This is a genomic window from Stenotrophomonas sp. TWI1151 (assembly GCF_039673135.1).
Classification (GTDB): domain Bacteria; phylum Pseudomonadota; class Gammaproteobacteria; order Xanthomonadales; family Xanthomonadaceae; genus Stenotrophomonas.
In genome coordinates, this window is the sequence record NZ_JBDJLA010000014.1 from 34258 (window position 1) to 51556 (window position 17299).

The window sequence follows — 17299 nt, forward strand, 5'->3', positions numbered from 1 at the left end:
CTCAGGTCGTTTCAGGAGAAGGAAGCCGTGCACCCTGCGGGCGCATCGGCGCGGTGGAGCCACGCACCACCAGCTGCGGCACGAAGCCCTGGTTCTGCAGCTGCAGTGGTGCGTCGTCGTAGGCATCGCTGCGCAGCTGCGCGATCAGCAGGCGCGCGGCATGCCGGGCGATGTCTTCGGTGGCCTGCTTGGCGGTGGTCAACGGCGGCCAGGACTGGCGTGAGAACGGGCTGTCCTCGAAACCGGCAATGGACAGGTCGTAGGGCACGTTCATGCCGGTGGACTTGGCTGCCGCCAGCACGCCGGCGGCGATTTCATCGTTGGAGCCGAAGATCGCGGTAGGCGGTTCGCGCAGCGCCAGCAACCGTCGTGCGCCGCGGAAACCATCATCGAAGGTGTAATCGCCCTGCACCACCAGGTGCTTGTCGATGCTCATGCCGTAGTCGCGCAGTGCTGCTTCGTAGCCGGCGTAACGTTCGCCGCTGGACCTGTGCGAAGTGCCGCCCCAGAGGAAGCCGATCCGCTGGTGGCCCAGCTGGATCAGGTGCTCGGTGATTTCATAGGCCGCTTCGCGGTCATCGACGAACACGCACGCGCCGTCTTCGGGATCGGCGGTGGCGGCGATGATGCGCACCAGCTTGATGCCGCGGGCAGTGAGCGCGGCCACCAGATCCTTGCGCTCGGACATCGGCGCGGTCAGCACCAGCCCGGCCAGGCGCGAACGCTGCACCCAGTCGACCAGTTCCTCGGCGAGCATCGGCGAGCTGGAATCGCAGGGGTGGATCTGCAGCCCGAAGCCGGTTTCGCGACAGGCGGCGAGCACGCCGTTCTGCACGCCGATGATGTGGTACGGGTTGGGGTTGTCGTAGACCAGCCCGACCACCAGCGTGGTGCCGGTGCGCAGGTTGCGCGCGGCCGGATCGGGCTCGTAGTCCAGCTCGGCGATCGCACGCAGCACCCGTGCACGGGTGGCCTGCATCACCGAGGGCTCGTTGTTGATGACCCGCGAGACCGTCTTCAGCGATACCTTGGCCCGTTCGGCGACATCCTTGATGGTCGCTCTACGCATCGTCTTTTCCTGGCTGACCGGTTGAGCGTCCATGATCGCCGATCACTGCCCGTCGCGGGACAGCCCGACGCGGTGGCCGCGCATCGAATAGAACAGGATGTACAGGTAGCAGGGCACCATCAGGCCGGCGAACACCCACTGGAAATCGAAGTGCTGCTTGAGCACGGCAAACAGCTGGGGAATGATCGCGCCACCGGCGATGGCCATCACCAGCAGGGCCGAGCCGGTCTCGGTGAAGCGGCCCAGGCCGCGGATCGCCAGCGGGAAGATCGCCGGCCACATCATCGCGTTGGCAAAGCCCAGGGCCGCCACGAAGCCCACCGAGACATAGCCGTGGGTCAGCAGCGCGCCGATGCAGAACAACACGCCCAGCACCGCCGAGATGCTCAGGTAGCGCGACTGCGAGACCAGGTGCGGGATCAGCGCCAGGCCGGCCAGGTAGCCGATCAGCATCGCGCCCAGGGTGATCGAGGTGAACATCTTGGTCTGGTCCAGCGGCAGGTCGAAGCCGTGGCCGTAAGTGCCGATCGCATCGCCGGCCATCACTTCCACGCCGACGTACACGAACAGGCACAGCACGCCCAGCCACAGGTGCGGGAACTGGAAGATGCTGGTGCGCTCGGCCACCCCGGGCGCGCGGGCCGGCGTGGCATTGGCTTCAGCGGTCTTCAGTTCGGGCAGCGGCGAGAACAGCACGCCCACTGCCAGCACCACCAGCAGCCCGGCCATGGCCATGTACGGCAGCTGGATCTTGGCGGCGAAGTCATTGAGCAGTACCGTCTTGGCGGCCGCATCGGCGACCTTCACCTGGGCGTCCAGATCGCCGATGCCATGCAGCACCAGCGTGCCGATCAGCACCGGGGCCAGCATGCCGGCGATCTTGTTGCAGATGCCCATCAGCGCAATGCGCCGCGCCGCCGTCTCGATCGGGCCGAGGATGCTGATGTACGGGTTGACCGCCGTCTGCAGCAGGGCCAGGCCGCTGCCGATGATGAACAGGCCGCTGAGCGCGCCCGGGTACCAGCGCTGCTGGGCGAAATGCGCGAAGACCACCGCACCGGCCGCCATCACCAGCAGGCTCAGGCTCAGGCCCTTCTTCATGCCGGTGCGCTTGAGGATCCACGAGGCCGGCAGGGCCAGGAAGAAATACGACAGGTAGAAGACCATCAGCACCAGGAAGGCGCCGACCTCGTCCAGCTCGAAGGCGAGCTTGACGAAGGTGATCAACGGGCCGTTGAGCCAGGTGAAGAAGCCGATCAGGAAGAACAGCACGCCGATGATCAGGATCGAGGTAAGCACGCTCGAACGCGCGGAGGCAGCAGGCACGGCAGACATCAAGGAGGCTCCTGCATCGACGGCGCCTGGGCGGCATCGGAAGAGTGGCTGGGAACAACGTTGTCACATTTATTCGTTGCAGCCGCCAGGTTTGTCAACAACTGGTTCACGCCAGCGCCGCGCATTTTCCTTTGCTGCACCTGCGCAATCTGGCGGCAGCGCTCGGCGCGGGCGGAGCGAAGCCCGTATTCACGGCAGTTTGCGAAAACATGACGGCAGTGTGATGAAAACGTTTTCCCGCGCAAACCCACGTTGCGGCGCAGCATCGAAAGTGTGAGGTTATCGTTGACATCGTTGTCAGAACGATTACAGACTCCGCCTCAATCGCCGGGTCAGCCCTGGCCGTGCCCAACCGATGGAGTCCGTGTGACCAACGCCGCCCACGCTGTACCGGCCCATGCCCCGCCCGCCGCGACGCCGCCGTTCCTGGCCGCCGACGTGGGTGGCACGCATGTCCGGGTTGGCCGGGTCCAGGCCAGCGCCGATCCGGCCCATCCGGTGGAGCTGCTGGACTACCGCAAGTTCCGCAATGCGGATTACGCCGGCCTCAGCGCGATCCTGTCCGACTTCCTGGCCGACGGCCCGCGCCCGACGCATTGCGTGGTCGCCACGGCCGGCTATGCCCGCGACGACGGCACGGTGATCACCGCCAACCTGCCCTGGCCGCTGTCGGCGCGGCAGATCGAGCGCGATGTCGGGCTGGACCAGGTGTACATCGTCAATGACTTCGAAGCCGTGGCCTACGCCGCCGCCCAGGTCGATGCCAGCGGCGTGCTGCAGCTGACCGGCCCGGCCACCGCCCCGCGCGGCCCGACCCTGGTGGTCGGTCCCGGCACCGGCCTCGGCGCGGCGGTATGGATCCCGACCGCCCATGGCGCGGTGGTCCTGGCCACCGAAGCCGGCCAGCCGACGCTGGCCACCACCACCGAACTGGAGATGGCGATCGTGCGGCAGATGCTGCGCGACCGGTCGCATGTCTCGGTCGAGCAGGCGCTGTCCGGCCCCGGCCTGATGAATCTGTATCGCGCCCTGTGCGCGTTGAACGGCCACGCACCGACGTTGACCACCCCCGATGCGATCACCGCCGCCGCCGTGGCCGATCAGGACCCGCTCGCGCGGCAGAGCCTGGACGTGTTCTGCGGCCTGCTCGGCAGCACGATCGGTGACATGGCGCTGCAGTACGGCGTCACCGGCGGGGTCTACCTGGCCGGCGGCATCCTGCCGCAGATCCGCGATTTCCTGTTGAACAGCACCTTCGTCGAGCGGTACCTCAACAAGGGGCCGATGCGCGAGGCGCTGGAACGCATTCCCGTGAAGGTGGTCGAGCACGGGCAGCTGGGCGTCATCGGCGCCGCCAGCTGGTACCTGGGACATAGGGACCACCCGAACGCCTGAGGGCGTGCAGGGAAAGGCAATACGCAGTACGTGGCACCCATTGCGCGCCCCGTCCAGTGCGCGCGGCAAAGTCGTACCAGACGCAAGAAGACACGCCGTCGCCGGCGAACCATCGGATTGATGAGGAGAGACATCATGAACCACCGCAAGAGTCTGCTTTCGGCAGCCATTTTCAGCTGTCTGGTGTTCGGCGCGCAGGCGCAGGAAACCTCGACCACCCCCACCGACCTGGACACGGTCAGCGTGGTGGGCATCCGCGCCAGCCTGGAAAAGTCGCTGGATACCAAGCGCAACAACGTGACCATTTCCGAGGCGATCACCGCCGAGGACATCGGCAAGTTCCCCAGCACCAACGTGGCCGAGGCGCTGTCGCAGCTGCCAGGCATCTCGCTGGACCGTCGCTTCGGCCAGGGTGAGCGGGTCAGCATCGACGGCACCGACCCCAGCCTCAACCTGTCCTTCCTGGATGGCCACCCGGTCGCGCAGGCGATCTGGCTGTACGGCGAGCAGCCCAACCGCGGCTTCGACTACACCCTGCTGTCGCCGTTGATCCTGGGCCGCATGGAAGTCATCAAGTCCTCCGAAGCGCGCCTGACCGAAGGCAGCCTGGGCGGCACGATCCTGATGCACACCCGTCAGCCGCTGGACATGCGCGCCAATGAAGTGGCCGCCTCGGTGGGGTACAGCTACAGCGACCAGGCCAGCAAGGGCAAGCCGAACGCCTCGGCGATCTACAGCTGGAAGAACGACGAGGAAACCTTCGGCATCAACGTGGCCGCGCAGCACTATGAAGAGCGCGTGGACCGCCAGGGCATGGAAGTGTTCGGGTACGCCAAGGCCTCCACCTTCACCAATGCGCCGGGCGTGGACCCGAACGCGGATGTGCCCAACTCGGTCAATGCGGCGTGGTTCCAGCAGGACCGCAAGCGCGACAGCGCCGTGGTCAACCTGCAGTTCAAGCCGACCGATGAGCTCGAGTTCAACCTGAGCGGCCTGTACATCAAGGAAAACTTCGACAACTACAACCAGTCGATGTATTCCTTCCTGACCTGGAATCCCGGCACCATCGGTGCGGTCAACCAGCTCGGCGATGTGCGCAACGGCGTGGTCAACAGCGGCCACTCCAACGCCAGTGCCACCGCTAACAGCGGCACGGTGATCTACGACAACAACGTGCGCGAATCCGAAGTGACCACCAAGGGCCTGGACCTGCGTGGCGCCTGGAAGGGCGAGGGCTGGGGCATCAGTGGCCAGGCTGGCCAGAGCAAGTCCGAGAACAAGGACCTGGCCCAGTACTTCATCGAGCCGTTCTACAACGGTGGTTTCAGCTGGAACCTGGACAAGGGCATCACCTTCGACAACCCCGATGCGGCCCGCAGTCCGGCCAACTGGGGCTCGGCCGGTGGCTGGTTCGGCAACAACGGTATCTTCTCCACCGACAGCAAGGACACCTACGCACAGCTGGACTTCAATGTGCAGTTCGACAGCATCTTCAACCAGCTGCAGTTCGGCGTTCGCCACGGCAAGCATGAAGAGAGCTTTGATCTGAACGTGTATGGCGGCGTGCGTCCGGGCACCCTGGCCGACGTCGGCACCATCGGGCTGACCGACATCCAGGGCTTCGCCGATGGCCAGGGCCGTCATATCCAGGTTGGCCGTGACAACGTGCTGAACTGGGTCAAGGGCAGCCCGCTGGACTTCGCCAACCCGGATCCGGCCAGCTACCTCAACAACAGCTGGGCGTTGGAGCAGACCAACAACGCCGCCTATGCGCAGTTGAACTTCTCCAACGGCCCGGTACGCGGCAACGTCGGCGTGCGCTACGTGGATTCCAAGACGGCCGGCAGCGGCTTCGTCTACGGCGGCACCCCCACCCTGACCGACCTGGACAGCAAGTGGCAGACCCAGACCAAGAAGGAAGACTTCCTGCTGCCCTCGGTCAATCTGGTCTACGACACCGACAGCGACTGGGTGTTCCGCTTCGGCGCCAGCAAGGTCATCGCGTGGGCGCCGTACAACCAGATGGTGAACAATACCTTCCTCAACGACACCACGCTGACCGGCAGTGGCGGCAATGCGGCCCTGTCGCCGTATGAGTCCTGGAACTACAACCTGTCGGCCGAGTACTACTTCGCTCCGCAGTCGGTGGTGGCCTGGTCGCTGTTCTACAAGAAGATCGACAACTACATCGATACCAGCGCCGTCACCGAGCGCCAGTACAACTCGATCCGCGATACCTCGCCGGCCACCTGGGCCAACATCGTGGGCACCAACGGCTGTGCGGCCGACGGCTACTGCGACTACAGCATCCAGCGTCCGCGCAATGCCGGCAGCGGCCACGTCAAGGGCTTCAACCTCAGCTACCAGCAGCCCTTCGGCGAAAGCGGCTTCGGCCTGACCGCGAACTACACCTACGCCAACGGCGAAAACAATTCCGGTGATGCGCTGCCCTACCAGTCGCGCAACTCGGTTGCGTTCAGCCCGTACTACGAGAAGGGCCCGATCAACGCCCGCCTGACCTACAACTGGCGTGACAGCTATCTGGCCGGCGGCTACGTCGCAGGCTCGGCACCGGCCAGCGTGGACGACTACGCCGAGCTGGGCGCCAGCTTCGGATACACCTTCAACGAGAACTGGTCGGTCACCGTGGACGCCCAGAACCTGCTCGATGAAGAGTATTTCCAGTACCTGGGCGACAAGGATCACCTGGCCTCGCGTTACAAGAGCGGCCGCCGCTACATGGCAACCCTGCACTTCAAGTTCTGATTGCCTTGGCACTATGCTGAATGCCTGAAACGGGCCCGGATTTCCGGGCCCGTTTCACAGGTGGAACCCGATTCGCTACAAAGGAATGACCCGATGCACACCCGCACCCGTCGTACCTCGCTGTCGCTGCTGCCCTTCGCACTGGCGCTCTCCCTCGCACCGCTGGCCCAGGCTGCCGACGCACAGGCACCGGCTGGCCCGAAGGCCCTGCCCGGTTCGCTGATGCTGATCCCCGCGCCCGCCAAGGTCGATCGCATCGACGGCGCCGGGTACACCGTGACCGCCGCCACGCCGGTCCGTGCACAGGGCCAGGCCGCCCAGCGCGTCGCCACGCAGTTCGCCACCCTGCTGCGCGACAGCGGCGGCCCGGCGGTAACGGTCAGCGAAGGACGCGGCAAGGACGGCATCCGCTTCGTGCTCGATGCCACGCTCAAGACCGGTACCGAGGGCTACCAGCTGCGTTCGGACGCGCGTGGCGCGACCGTGCAGGCCGCCACCGAAGCCGGCCTGTTCTACGGTGCGGCCACGCTCTCGCAGCTGCTCACCGGCGGCAGCGATGGCAAACTCCCGGCGCTGCGTATCGACGATGCGCCCCGTTTCAGCTGGCGCGGCCTGATGCTCGATTCGGCCCGCCACTTCCAGAGCCTGGATGAGATCAAGCAGGTCCTCGATGCGATGGCCGAGCAGAAGCTCAACACCTTCCATTGGCATCTCACCGATGACCAGGGCTGGCGCATGGAGATCAAGCGCTACCCGAAACTGACCGGCATCGGCAGCTGCCGCATTCCGGCCGGCGATGGCGGCCGTGACCCGGTCACCGGCGCCGAGCGCCCGTACTGCGGCTTCTATACGCAGGACCAGATCCGTGAGGTGATCGCGTATGCCGCCGCGCGCCATATCCAGGTCATTCCTGAAATCGACGTGCCCGGCCACGCCACCGCAGCGATCGCGGCCTACCCGGAACTCGGCACGATCGACACCCCACTCAAGCCGCTGAGCGAATGGGGCGTTTTCCCGAACCTGTTCAACACCGACGACAGCACCCTCGAGTTCCTCGAGAACGTGCTGGAAGAAGTCATCGCGTTGTTCCCGGCCACGTACGTGCACGTGGGTGGCGACGAAGCGGTCAAGGACCAGTGGGAGGCCTCCGCACGGGTGCAGGCACGCATGCGCGACGTGGGCGCCGGCGATGAGATGGAAATGCAGAGCCACATCATCAAGCGCCTGGAGACCTTCCTGGAACAACACGACCGGCGCCTGATCGGCTGGGATGAAATCCTCGAGGGCGGGCTGCCGCCGGAAGCCACGGTGATGTCCTGGCGCGGCACCGAGGGCGGCCTCAAGGCCGCCAGCGAGGGCCACGACGTGGTCATGTCGCCGGTGACCGACATGTACATGGACTACCTGCAGACCAACTCACCGAACGAACCGCCGGGCCGCCCGGCGACGATTCCGCTGGCACGTGTGTACGGCTTCGAGCCGGTGCCGGACGCGCTGGCCAAGGACAAGCAGCACCACATCCTCGGCCTGCAGGCCAACATGTTCACCGAGCACACGCGCAGCTACGCGCGTCTGCAGCACAACCTGTTCCCGCGCCTGGCCGCGGTGGCCGAGACCGGCTGGTCGCCGCGCGAGCGCCGCGACTATGCGGATTTCCTGGCGCGCCTGCCAGCGCAGCTGCAGCGTTACCAGGCGATGGGCATCGCGTATGCGCAGACGCCGTTCCAGGTGGAGCTGGACAGCACGGACGACCGCGCCGCCGGCACCGCGACGCTGGCCCTGCGCACCGCGCTCGGCTACGACATCCATTACAGCGTGGATGGCAGCGCGGTCACCGCGCAGTCACCGCGCTACACCGCCCCGCTGCAGCAGCCGCTGCCGGTGGCGCTGCAGGCGGCCACGTTCTTCAACGGCCAGGCGTTGGCCAAGGCGGCCAGCCGCTTCGATGTCACCGCCGCGTCGCTGCTGTCGCGGACCGACGAACATCTCGCGCAGTGCCCGGGCGAAGGCCAGTTGCTGCTGCGCCTGGAAGACGACGGCCCGGCCGATGGCGAGCGCGCGATCTTCAACGTGGACATCTTCAACCCGTGCTGGTTGTGGAAAGACGCGAACGTGGAGGGCATCGCCAAACTGCGCGTGCGGGCCGGGCAGATCCCGTACTACTTCCAGCTGGCCCACGACGAGCCGAACCGCCGCTTCGCGCCCAAGCGCAGCGCACACGGGGAGATGGACATCCTCGGCGGGCAGTGCGATGGCAAACCGCTGGCCAGCGTCACGCTGCCGGCCGCGCCGGGCGCCGATGGCTTCATCACGCTGGAGGCGGCATTGCCGCGGTCGCTGAAGGGTACGCAGAACCTGTGCGTGCGCTTCACCGGCGATACCCGGCCGACGATGTGGGTGCTGGATGAGATGACGCTGTTGCCGCGCTAATTCGGGCACCGGGGTGCCGGCCAGCGGCCGGCACTACCGGTCGTGCGTCGCCGACGTCACACCCATCAACCGCGCAGGCGCACCAGCAGATCGCGCAACGGGGTGAACACGATCGCCATGCCGGCCAGTACGCCAACGCTGTTGGCCAGCGCATCCATGGGGTCGGCCATGCGGTTGACAGTCAAGGCGCCCTGCGCGAATTCGATGCCGATGCCCAGCGCGACCAGGCCGACCGCGGCCCAGACCAGCGCCGCACGCCGCTGGTAGATCTGCACGGCGGAGGCGGCCAGCAGGAAATAGGCGAGGAAATGCTCGACCTTGTCGCTGTTCTCCGGCAATGCGAGCGGCGGCGGCGGAATCAGGCAGACCACGATCGTGCCCAATACCGCCCCCCACCACAGCGCCAGCCAGAACCGCGGCCAGCGCAGCGGCTTCAACAGATCCGGGGCCGCCACGTTACAGCCGCCAGGTCAGATCGCCGAGTTCGAAGGCGGGTTCGAAATCGACATCACGCTGGAAGCCCATCACCTGGAAGCGCTCGCCCATCTCGGTCGGCAGGGTCAGCTTTTTCACCTGATCGCGCAGGCGCACGCGGCCGATCTCGTCGGTGCGCGCATCGGCTTTCTCCAGCAGCGTATCCAGCCCGTTCCCGAGCAGGAAACTGGCCTGCGTGCAGTAACCGGCCAGTTCGAATCCGGCACCGGTGCCCGACTCGGCCAACGCGGTGAAATCCACCGAGGCAGTCAGGTCCTGCAGGCCCGGCCAGCGGTACAGATCGTTGTGCACGTGATGGCGATAGAACGCGCGCACCGTGCCGTCGTCGCGGTCGTCCTGGTAATACTCGTTGCGCGGGTAGCCGTAATCGACGAACAGCATCGCGCCGCGCTTCAGGCCGCCGGCGATCGCCTGGATCCAGTACGGCAGCTGCGGCAGCAGTTCGGAACGGTAACCATCGGCGAAGGGCTTCTCGCGGTAGTGCTCGACATGCCGCACCGCTGCGGTGAGCATCGCATCGGCCGGCTGCGCGCCGCGCACGAAGGCGCCCTGTGCATCCAGCTCGACGGTTTCCTCGTACACCATGCCATCGCGCGCGAGGAAGCGCGGCGTCGGCAAGGCATCGATCACTTCATTGGCGAAGACCATGCCGTCCCAGTCGTCATCGAACGGGCCGTCCAGCCACTCCACCAGGGCGAACACGGGCGGGATCAGCGCCTTTTCCAGGCGCTCGCGCTGGCGCTCGCGCAGGTCCGCGCTGGGCTCCAGGATCGCGTAGCGCTCAGGCAGCGCGTCCAGTTCCAGCATGCGCTTGAGCAGCACTTCGGCGAACGCGCCGCTGCCGCCCCCCACTTCCATGAAACGCGCTTCCGGGCCGAGCTGCTGCATCACCGGGGCGATCGCATTGGCCAGCGTGGCGGCGAACAGCGCGCCGATTTCCGGCGAGGTGGTGAAATCGCCGGCGGCACCGAACTTGCTGGCACCGGCGCTGTAATAGCCCCAACCGGGGGTGTACAGGCTCAGCTCCATGAAACGGGAGAACGGCATCGCGCCGCCGTTGGCGAGGATTTCAGCACGCAGCGCCGCAGCCAGCTCGTCGCTGTGGGCCAGGGCGTCGGATTCGGGGGTGGGCAGTGGGGAATGCATGGCGCGGGCGATTGCGGTGACAATGCACAGCATAGCCTGAGCAGGGAGTACCCCCGATGACCGATACCGCGCCCGTGGCGCTGATCACCGGCAGCGCGCGCCGGATCGGCGCGGCCATCGCCCGCCAGTTCCACGCCTGTGGCTGGTCGGTGGTGCTGCACGCCCACACCTCCACGACCGAGCTGCAGCAGATGGCCTTCGACATGGACATGCTGCGCCCGGGCAGCGTGCTGGCGCTGCAGGCGGATCTGCGCGATGCCGATGCCCTGCCCGATCTGATCGACCAGACCGTGGCCCAGTTCGGCCGTCTGGACAGCCTGGTCAACAATGCCTCCAACTTCTACCCCACCCTGCTCGGCCAGATCACCGCCGCGCAATGGGACGACCTGTTCGCAGTCAACGCCCGCGCGCCGCTGCTGCTGGCCCAGGCCGCCGCGCCGCACCTGCGCCGCCAGCAGGGCAGCATCGTCAACCTGACCGATCTGCACGGTACCCAGCCGATGCGTGACCACCCGGTGTACGCCGCCGCCAAGGCAGCCCTGGAAATGGTCACCCGCTCGCTGGCGCTGGAACTGGCGCCCAAGGTACGGGTCAACGCGGTCGCCCCTGGCGCCATCCTGTGGCCGGAACAGGGCAAGGACGATTTCGCCCAGCAGGCGCTGCTGGCGCGCACGCCGCTGGCCCGTACCGGCACGGTGGAGGAGATCGCCGAGGCGGTGTACTGGCTGGCCACCGAGGCCGCGTTCGTCACCGGGCACACGCTGCGCGTGGATGGTGGGCGGACGTTGTCGTAGGCGGCCACCGTTGGTGGTCGCATGCGGGCCCCGTACCGACCAACGGTCGGTACCTACCGCATCGATCAGACCGGCACCAGCTCCATCGTGTCGAACGGCTCGCCGAACTGCCGATGGGCCCGCCACAGCGCCTCCAGGGTCAGCCCGCTGACCGGGTCGCGGAAGTCCGGCGCGATGTCGGCCAACGGCTTGAGCACGAAGGCGTGCTTGAGCTCCGGGCGCGGGATGCGCAGGTGGCCGGGGCCTTCCACGATCAGATCGCCGTAGAACACCACATCGATATCCAGGGTGCGGTCGCTGAAGCGCGGGCCGCTGCGGTCGCGGCCGTGGGCATCCTCCAGCGCGTGCAGCCAGTCATCCAGCGTCTGCAGCGGCAGATCGGTCTCGATCGCCACGGCGTTGTTGAGGAAATCCGGGCCGTCGAAGCCGACCGCGGCAGTGCGGTAGGCCGGCGATACAGCGATCGCGCCAAAACGCGCGCGCAGCGCTTCCACCGCGGCGTGAAGGTGCTGTTGCGGCTGCAGGTTGCTGCCCAGGCTCAGGAGCGCAGTGGTCATGGTATTCAGCGTACGTGGGGCGATTCCACACGGGGGCAACATGCCCAGCGCATAGAATCGGGGTGCACATCATAGGACACCGACATGACCTATTGCGTCGGCATCGAGGTGGACGAAGGCCTGGTCTTCGCCGCCGACACCCGCACCAACGCGTCGCTGGACGACGTACGCGTGCACCGCAAGCTGCACGAGTTCGAGTTTCCCGGTGAAGCCGCCTTCGTCATCATGGCCGCGGGCAACCTGGCGACCACCCAGCTGCTGATCTCACGGCTGCGCCGCGATGTGGAGGAACAACGCCCGGAAAACCTGCGCGCCTACCGGCATCTGTTCGAGGTGGCCGAGTACGTGGGCCGGGTGCTGCTCGACAGCCAGGTCAAATCCAGCACGCATGAGGCGGGCCAGGACGGCATCGTGACCCAGGCCACGCTGATCCTGGGCGGCCAGATCGGCGGCGAGCATCCGGGGCTGTACATGATCTATCCGCTCGGCAATGCCATCGCGGCCTCGCCGGAGACCCCGTTCCTGCAGATCGGCGAGTCCAAGTACGGCAAGCCGATCCTGGACCGGATCCTGCGCCCGCAGACGCGGCTGGAAGACGCTGCGCGCACCGCCATCGTCTCGCTGGATTCGACCATCCGCTCCAACCTGTCGGTCGGGCTGCCGGTGGATCTGGTGCTGATCCGCAAGGATGACCTGCGCATCACCCAGCGCATGCGCCTGGCCGGCGACAGTCCGCTCTACGCGGAAATCCACGGCAACTGGTCCTTCAAGCTCGAACAGGCCGTGGCCAGCCTCCCCCGGTTTCCCTGGGAGGCCTGATCAGGCGGTTTCCAGCGCCTCGGCGACCGAACGGAACACCTGCTGCATTTCCAGCGGCTTGCGCAGCACGTGCACATTGATGCCGGGCGGGAACACCGCCAGCGGCACGGTCACCTCGGCTTCTTCCAGCACCAGCGCCGGGCCGCGGTAGCCCAGCGTGGCCATCTCGCCCAGCAGGTGGCTGGCCGAGAGCAGCTTGGAGCCGGCATCGGCGATCACCAGGGCCGGCATGCTCTCCTGCTGCATCCAGCGCAGCGCGGCCGCACCATCGGAGGCCAGCTGCAGGTGATAGCCCTGGCTGGACAACGCATTGCCCAGCAGCGACAGCCGCGTCGCCTCACCATCCACGACCAGGATGGACTGGCCGGTACCGGCGGCGATCGGCCCGTCGACCGCAGCGGCAGTGTCGGCGATCTCGCGCATCGGCAGCAGCAGATCGAAGCGGGTGCCGACACCCGGCTGGCTGTCGACGTGGATGCTGCCGTGTGCGCCTTCAATGATGCGCTTGCACGAAATCAGGCCCAGACCGGTGCCGGTGGCCTTGGTGGTGAAGAAGGGATTGAACAGATGCGACAGCGTGTCGGCATCCATGCCGATGCCTTCATCGGTCACCGAGATCCGCAACCAATCCTCGCCATGCGTATCGGCGGCGGATGCCGCGCGCAGCGTCAACCGGCCGCCGTCCGGCATGGCCTGGATGGCATTCAGCGCGAGGTTGAGCAGGACCTGCTGCAGCTCGGTGTAGTTGGCATCCACCGCCAGGCCATCGGCCACCTCCAGGTGCAGGGTGACCTTGGCCGGCAGGTTGCTGCGCAGGAGCAGCTCGACCCCTTCGAACAGGTGGACCAGGCAGATGTGCTCGCTGCTGTTGCGCGAACCGCGCACGAAGGACAGCATCGATTCGGCCATCTCATGCCCGCGCCGGCCGCACTCGGCGATGATGTCGGCCAGATGGTGCAGCTGCGGATCGTCGGTCCGCGCCTTCATCAGGTCCGGCATGATCAGCAGCGGCTGCAGGATGTTGCGCAGGTCGTGGCTCAGGCCGGCCGCCAGCAGCGACAGGCTTTCCAGACGCTGCGCGCGCATCAGCTCGGCTTCCACCCGCTGGCGGTCGATCGCGCTGCGCGCTTCGCGCACGGCACGCGCCACCGCCGAGGGCAGACGCGCCGGCTGGTGCTTGATGATGTAATCGTTGGCGCCCTGGTGCAGGGCGGCCACCGCGTTTTCCTCACCCATCGTGCCGGACACGAAGATGAAGGGCACCTCGGGCAACGCGGCGCGCACGATCTGCAGCGCTTCATTGCCGGAGAAGCCGGGCATGCTCAGGTCGGACAGCACGATATCCGGCGCGGCGCGCTCGAGCGCCTCACGCAGTTCCTGCGCGCTCTCGACCCGCTCGAAGCTCGCCTCCAGGCCAGCGTCGAGCATCTGCTCGCACATCAGTTCGGCGTCTTCCGGCGAATCCTCGATCAGCAGGATCCGCAGCGCACCCAGGGCGGGGCCGGTCAGCGGCATGGGCTTACTCGATCTCCGGTGCCTGGTTGATCAAGCCCCAGAACTTGCCCAGGGTCTGCACGGCGCCGAAGAACTGGTCCACGTCCACCGGCTTGACCACGTAGGCGTTCACGCCCATGTCCCAGCTGCGCGCCAGATCGCTTTCCTCGCGCGAGGACGACAGGATCACCACCGGCAGCCGCTTGAGCTCCTCGGTGTTGCGGATTTCCTTGAGCACTTCCAGCCCATCCATGCGCGGCATCTTGATATCCAGCAGCAGCACGGCCGGCAGGCCTTCATCGCGGTTGGCGAAGGCGCCACGGCGCAGCAGGTAATCCATCGTTTCCACGCCGTCTTCGACGTGCACGATCGGGTTGGCCAGGCGGGCCTCCTTCAATGCGTCGATGGCCATCTCGGCGTCGGCGGGGCTGTCCTCGGCAAGGAGGATGGTACGGAGAGCGGTCATGCGGCGGAGCCCTTGTTGATTGCGTCGAGCGCGGGTGGAAGAACGAAGTGGAACGTGGCGCCCTGATCGACCGCCGACTCGGCCCAGATACGGCCCCCGTGGCGGGTCAACACCCGGCGGACACTGGCCAGGCCGATGCCCGTGCCGGGGTAGTCACTGGCCTTGTGCAGCCGTTGGAACACCCCGAACAGCTTGCCGGCGTAAGCCATGTCAAACCCGGCGCCGTTGTCGCGCACGGTGAACAGATGGCTGCCGTCCGGCTGCAGTTTGTAGTCGACCTCGATCCGGGCCGGCTCGCGGTTGGAAGAATACTTGATCGCGTTGCCGAGCAGATTCAGCCAGACCTGCCGCATCATGTTTTCATCGGAAACAATGATCGGCAGCGGCGCGATCTTCCAGTCGATATGGTGCGGCACCCCGCTGTTCTCCGACTCGCTCTGCTGGTTGGCATCGAGCATGGCGCGGGTGTCGGCCACCAGCGACTGCATGTCCACGGCCTGCAGCCGCATCGCCGCCCGGCCCAGGCGCGAATAGACCAGCAGGTCGTCGATCAACGCGGCCATGCGTTTGGCCGAATTGGAAATCACGCCAAGGTAATGGAGCGACTTCTCGTCCGCGCCCTCGCCCAGGTGGCGGGTCAGCTTGTCCGAGAAGCCGGCCACGTGGCGCAGCGGCGCGCGCAGATCGTGCGAGACGGAGTAGCTGAATGCTTCCAGTTCGCGGTTGACCTCGGAGACCTGCTCTACTTTCCCTTCCAGCTGGCGATTGAGCTCTTCCACCCGCAGCTGCACGGCGCGCTGGACGGTGACATCGCTGACCGTCATCAGCACCACTTCGTCGTCCTTGTCGGGCAACGGCATGCGCCGCGCGTTGATGAGCATGATGCGCACCACGTCATCGGCGGTGCGCTGTTCGTGCTCGTAGTCCCACAGCTCGCGGCCGCGCAGCAGCACATCGGTCAGACGCTGGCGGACCACCGCATCGGCCCAGGCACCGTCGCCGATGCTGTCCAGCGGCAGCCCCTCGGGCGATGTCTCCTCGTCCAGCCCATACAGTTCGGCGAACGCGGGGTTGTGCATCTGTACCCGCAAGCTGCGGTCGAGCAGCACGATCGGTTCGCGCACGGTATGCAGCACCGAGGCCGCGCGCTCGGCCGCGCGCAGCGAGGCACGTTCGGCGGAGAGGCGATGGCGGATCTGCCGCTGCAACAGCCACAGCACCAGGCCGAGCAACAGCAACTGCACCACCAGCGCCGACCAGGAGACGAACTCGCCCTGCCGCTGCTGTGCGGCAAACAGCGTTGAGCGCTGCTTGAGCAGCTGTTCCTCGGTGGCCTGGAGTTCTTCCACCAGGCTGCGGATCGGGTAGCGCGTGGTCAGGTCGGCCACCAGCTGGCGCTGATCGGCATCGGGCGAGGAACGGGCCAACTGCTTGGCCAGTTCCATCCGGCGCTCGAGCATGGACTGGATGCGACCGATCCGGACCAGCTGATCGGGATTGTCGCGGGTGAGTTCGGCCAACCGCGCCAGCCGCCCGGGAATGTCGTCGGCCTGGGCCAACCGCTCACGCAGGCCGGGGGCATCGATGCCCTTGGACATCGTCAACGCCGCGGATTCCACATCGCGGACATCGGCCTGCAGCTGGTAGACCGCCACCCCGACATCCTGGGTATGGGTGACCCAGTTCATCGCATCGATGTTGTCATTGGCCAGCTTGCGCAGGGTGAGCCACGGCACCACGATGATGGCTACCGCCGCCAGGGCCAAGGCCGGCAGACGCCAGCGGTCCCAGATTTGATCACTGAACACCAGCGCCATAGTCCCTCTTCAGCTCGATGCCATCGACGACCCGGCCCAGGCGGCAGCGCCGGCCCGCGCAGCCCCATCGGCAATGGCGAAGCGGTGAATATACTCCACCCCTTTGTGAATACGGGGCAGGCGGCCTGCAAAAAAAAGAGCGCGCCCGAAGGCGCGCCCTGTTCAGCGATGCAGCGGTGGGGCTCAGCGTGCGGCGGTCGCAGCCACCTTCAGGTTGGCAGCATCGACGCGCTTGACGCCCTTGATCTGCTGGGTCACGCGCACCGCCTTGTCATGTTCGGCCTGGCTGGCCACGGTCCCGGTCAGGGTGACGACGCCATTGACGGTCTCCACCTTCACTTCGGTACCCGGGACGTTCTTGCTGGTCAGCAGGTCGGTCTTGACCTTGGTGGTGATCCAGCTGTCGGTGACCGGCTCGGCCGAGTCGTGCTTGTCGGCGTGGGTCATCGCGGCATGATCGGTCTTCGGCGGATCCTTGGCCATGGCAGTCGAGGTGCCCAGCACCATGCCGAGGGCCAGCGAAGCAGCAAGCAGATTACGGGTCGTGTTGGTCATGTTCGAATTCCTTTGCGGATGTGCAGCCAGTGTCCGTGCACGGCCGTGGACAGGACGTGGGCGCCGCATAACGTTGCCGTGAACCACTCAGGTTGGCGCCGGATCGTTCAGATTTCCGCCCCGCGCGCGCAGCCGTTACGCTGTCCTGCCCCGTTATGTTG

The 17299-nt window shown here is 66.5% G+C and carries 15 protein-coding genes; 5 read left to right on the forward strand and 10 right to left on the reverse strand.

Translation table 11 applies throughout. The features are described from left to right. Position 1: 1 nt before the first annotated feature. The 3 genes from ABE422_RS15610 to ABE422_RS15620 are packed head-to-tail and all read right to left on the reverse strand — an operon-like array spanning position 2 to position 2670. Positions 2 to 1069: a LacI family DNA-binding transcriptional regulator gene (locus ABE422_RS15610; RefSeq protein WP_313219581.1), complete on the reverse strand. Its 1068-nt coding sequence runs from the start codon at positions 1067 to 1069 to the stop codon at positions 2 to 4. A 42-nt stretch (positions 1070 to 1111) separates the two neighbouring features. Further along, positions 1112 to 2404 carry a sugar MFS transporter gene (locus ABE422_RS15615; protein WP_313211616.1) on the reverse strand — a complete coding sequence of 431 codons (1293 nt, stop codon included), beginning with the start codon at positions 2402 to 2404 and terminating at the stop codon, positions 1112 to 1114. Then, on the reverse strand, positions 2404 to 2670 hold the full coding sequence (locus tag ABE422_RS15620) for a hypothetical protein (protein ID WP_346466634.1): 267 nt from the start codon (positions 2668 to 2670) through the stop codon (positions 2404 to 2406). The genes ABE422_RS15615 and ABE422_RS15620 overlap by 1 nt, the downstream gene beginning before the upstream one ends. A gap of 100 nt (positions 2671 to 2770) precedes the next feature. Here ABE422_RS15620 and ABE422_RS15625 point away from each other — a divergent pair, with 100 nt between their 5' ends. From ABE422_RS15625 to ABE422_RS15635, 3 genes are all read left to right on the forward strand, one after another. Then, a complete protein-coding gene (locus ABE422_RS15625; protein WP_346483286.1) occupies positions 2771 to 3799 on the forward strand; it encodes a glucokinase family protein in 1029 nt (342 codons plus the stop codon). A 135-nt stretch (positions 3800 to 3934) separates the two neighbouring features. Next, on the forward strand, positions 3935 to 6565 hold the full coding sequence (locus ABE422_RS15630) for a TonB-dependent receptor (RefSeq protein WP_346483287.1): 2631 nt from the start codon (positions 3935 to 3937) through the stop codon (positions 6563 to 6565). Between the two features lie 93 nt (positions 6566 to 6658). Then, positions 6659 to 8995: a family 20 glycosylhydrolase gene (locus ABE422_RS15635; RefSeq protein WP_346483288.1), complete on the forward strand. Its 2337-nt coding sequence runs from the start codon at positions 6659 to 6661 to the stop codon at positions 8993 to 8995. Between the two features lie 65 nt (positions 8996 to 9060). Here ABE422_RS15635 and ABE422_RS15640 read toward each other — a convergent pair whose 3' ends face one another. Continuing rightward, complete coding sequence (locus ABE422_RS15640) at positions 9061 to 9450, reverse strand: VanZ family protein (RefSeq protein WP_313211610.1); 390 nt, start codon at positions 9448 to 9450, stop codon at positions 9061 to 9063. A gap of 1 nt (position 9451) precedes the next feature. Further along, positions 9452 to 10636 (reverse strand): class I SAM-dependent methyltransferase, encoded by a 1185-nt coding sequence (locus ABE422_RS15645; protein ID WP_313211609.1) that lies wholly within the window; start codon positions 10634 to 10636, stop codon positions 9452 to 9454. A gap of 56 nt (positions 10637 to 10692) precedes the next feature. On the opposite strand from ABE422_RS15645, the gene ABE422_RS15650 reads away from it, so the two are divergent. After that, positions 10693 to 11430, forward strand: coding sequence for a pteridine reductase (locus ABE422_RS15650; RefSeq protein ID WP_313211608.1), 738 nt, complete (start codon positions 10693 to 10695; stop codon positions 11428 to 11430). 65 nt (positions 11431 to 11495) lie between these two features. On the opposite strand, the gene folK is transcribed toward ABE422_RS15650, so the two are convergent. Continuing rightward, positions 11496 to 11987 carry a 2-amino-4-hydroxy-6-hydroxymethyldihydropteridine diphosphokinase gene (gene folK, locus ABE422_RS15655; protein WP_313211607.1) on the reverse strand — a complete coding sequence of 164 codons (492 nt, stop codon included), beginning with the start codon at positions 11985 to 11987 and terminating at the stop codon, positions 11496 to 11498. 84 nt (positions 11988 to 12071) lie between these two features. On the opposite strand from folK, the gene ABE422_RS15660 reads away from it, so the two are divergent. Then, a complete protein-coding gene (locus ABE422_RS15660; RefSeq protein WP_152152276.1) occupies positions 12072 to 12806 on the forward strand; it encodes a 20S proteasome subunit A/B in 735 nt (244 codons plus the stop codon). Here the strand turns inward: ABE422_RS15660 and ABE422_RS15665 are convergent, their stop codons facing one another. The 4 genes from ABE422_RS15665 to ABE422_RS15680 form a co-directional block, all read right to left on the reverse strand. After that, a complete protein-coding gene (locus ABE422_RS15665) occupies positions 12807 to 14321 on the reverse strand; it encodes an ATP-binding protein (RefSeq protein WP_313211606.1) in 1515 nt (504 codons plus the stop codon). Between the two features lie 4 nt (positions 14322 to 14325). Next, complete coding sequence (locus ABE422_RS15670) at positions 14326 to 14766, reverse strand: response regulator (protein ID WP_313211605.1); 441 nt, start codon at positions 14764 to 14766, stop codon at positions 14326 to 14328. Continuing rightward, entirely contained in the window at positions 14763 to 16583 is a 1821-nt protein-coding gene (locus tag ABE422_RS15675) for an ATP-binding protein (RefSeq protein ID WP_346483289.1), read from the reverse strand. Before ABE422_RS15675 ends, ABE422_RS15670 begins: the two co-directional genes overlap by 4 nt. 183 nt (positions 16584 to 16766) lie before the next feature. Then, on the reverse strand, positions 16767 to 17138 hold the full coding sequence (locus ABE422_RS15680; RefSeq protein WP_313211603.1) for a BON domain-containing protein: 372 nt from the start codon (positions 17136 to 17138) through the stop codon (positions 16767 to 16769). Positions 17139 to 17299 lie beyond the last annotated feature (161 nt).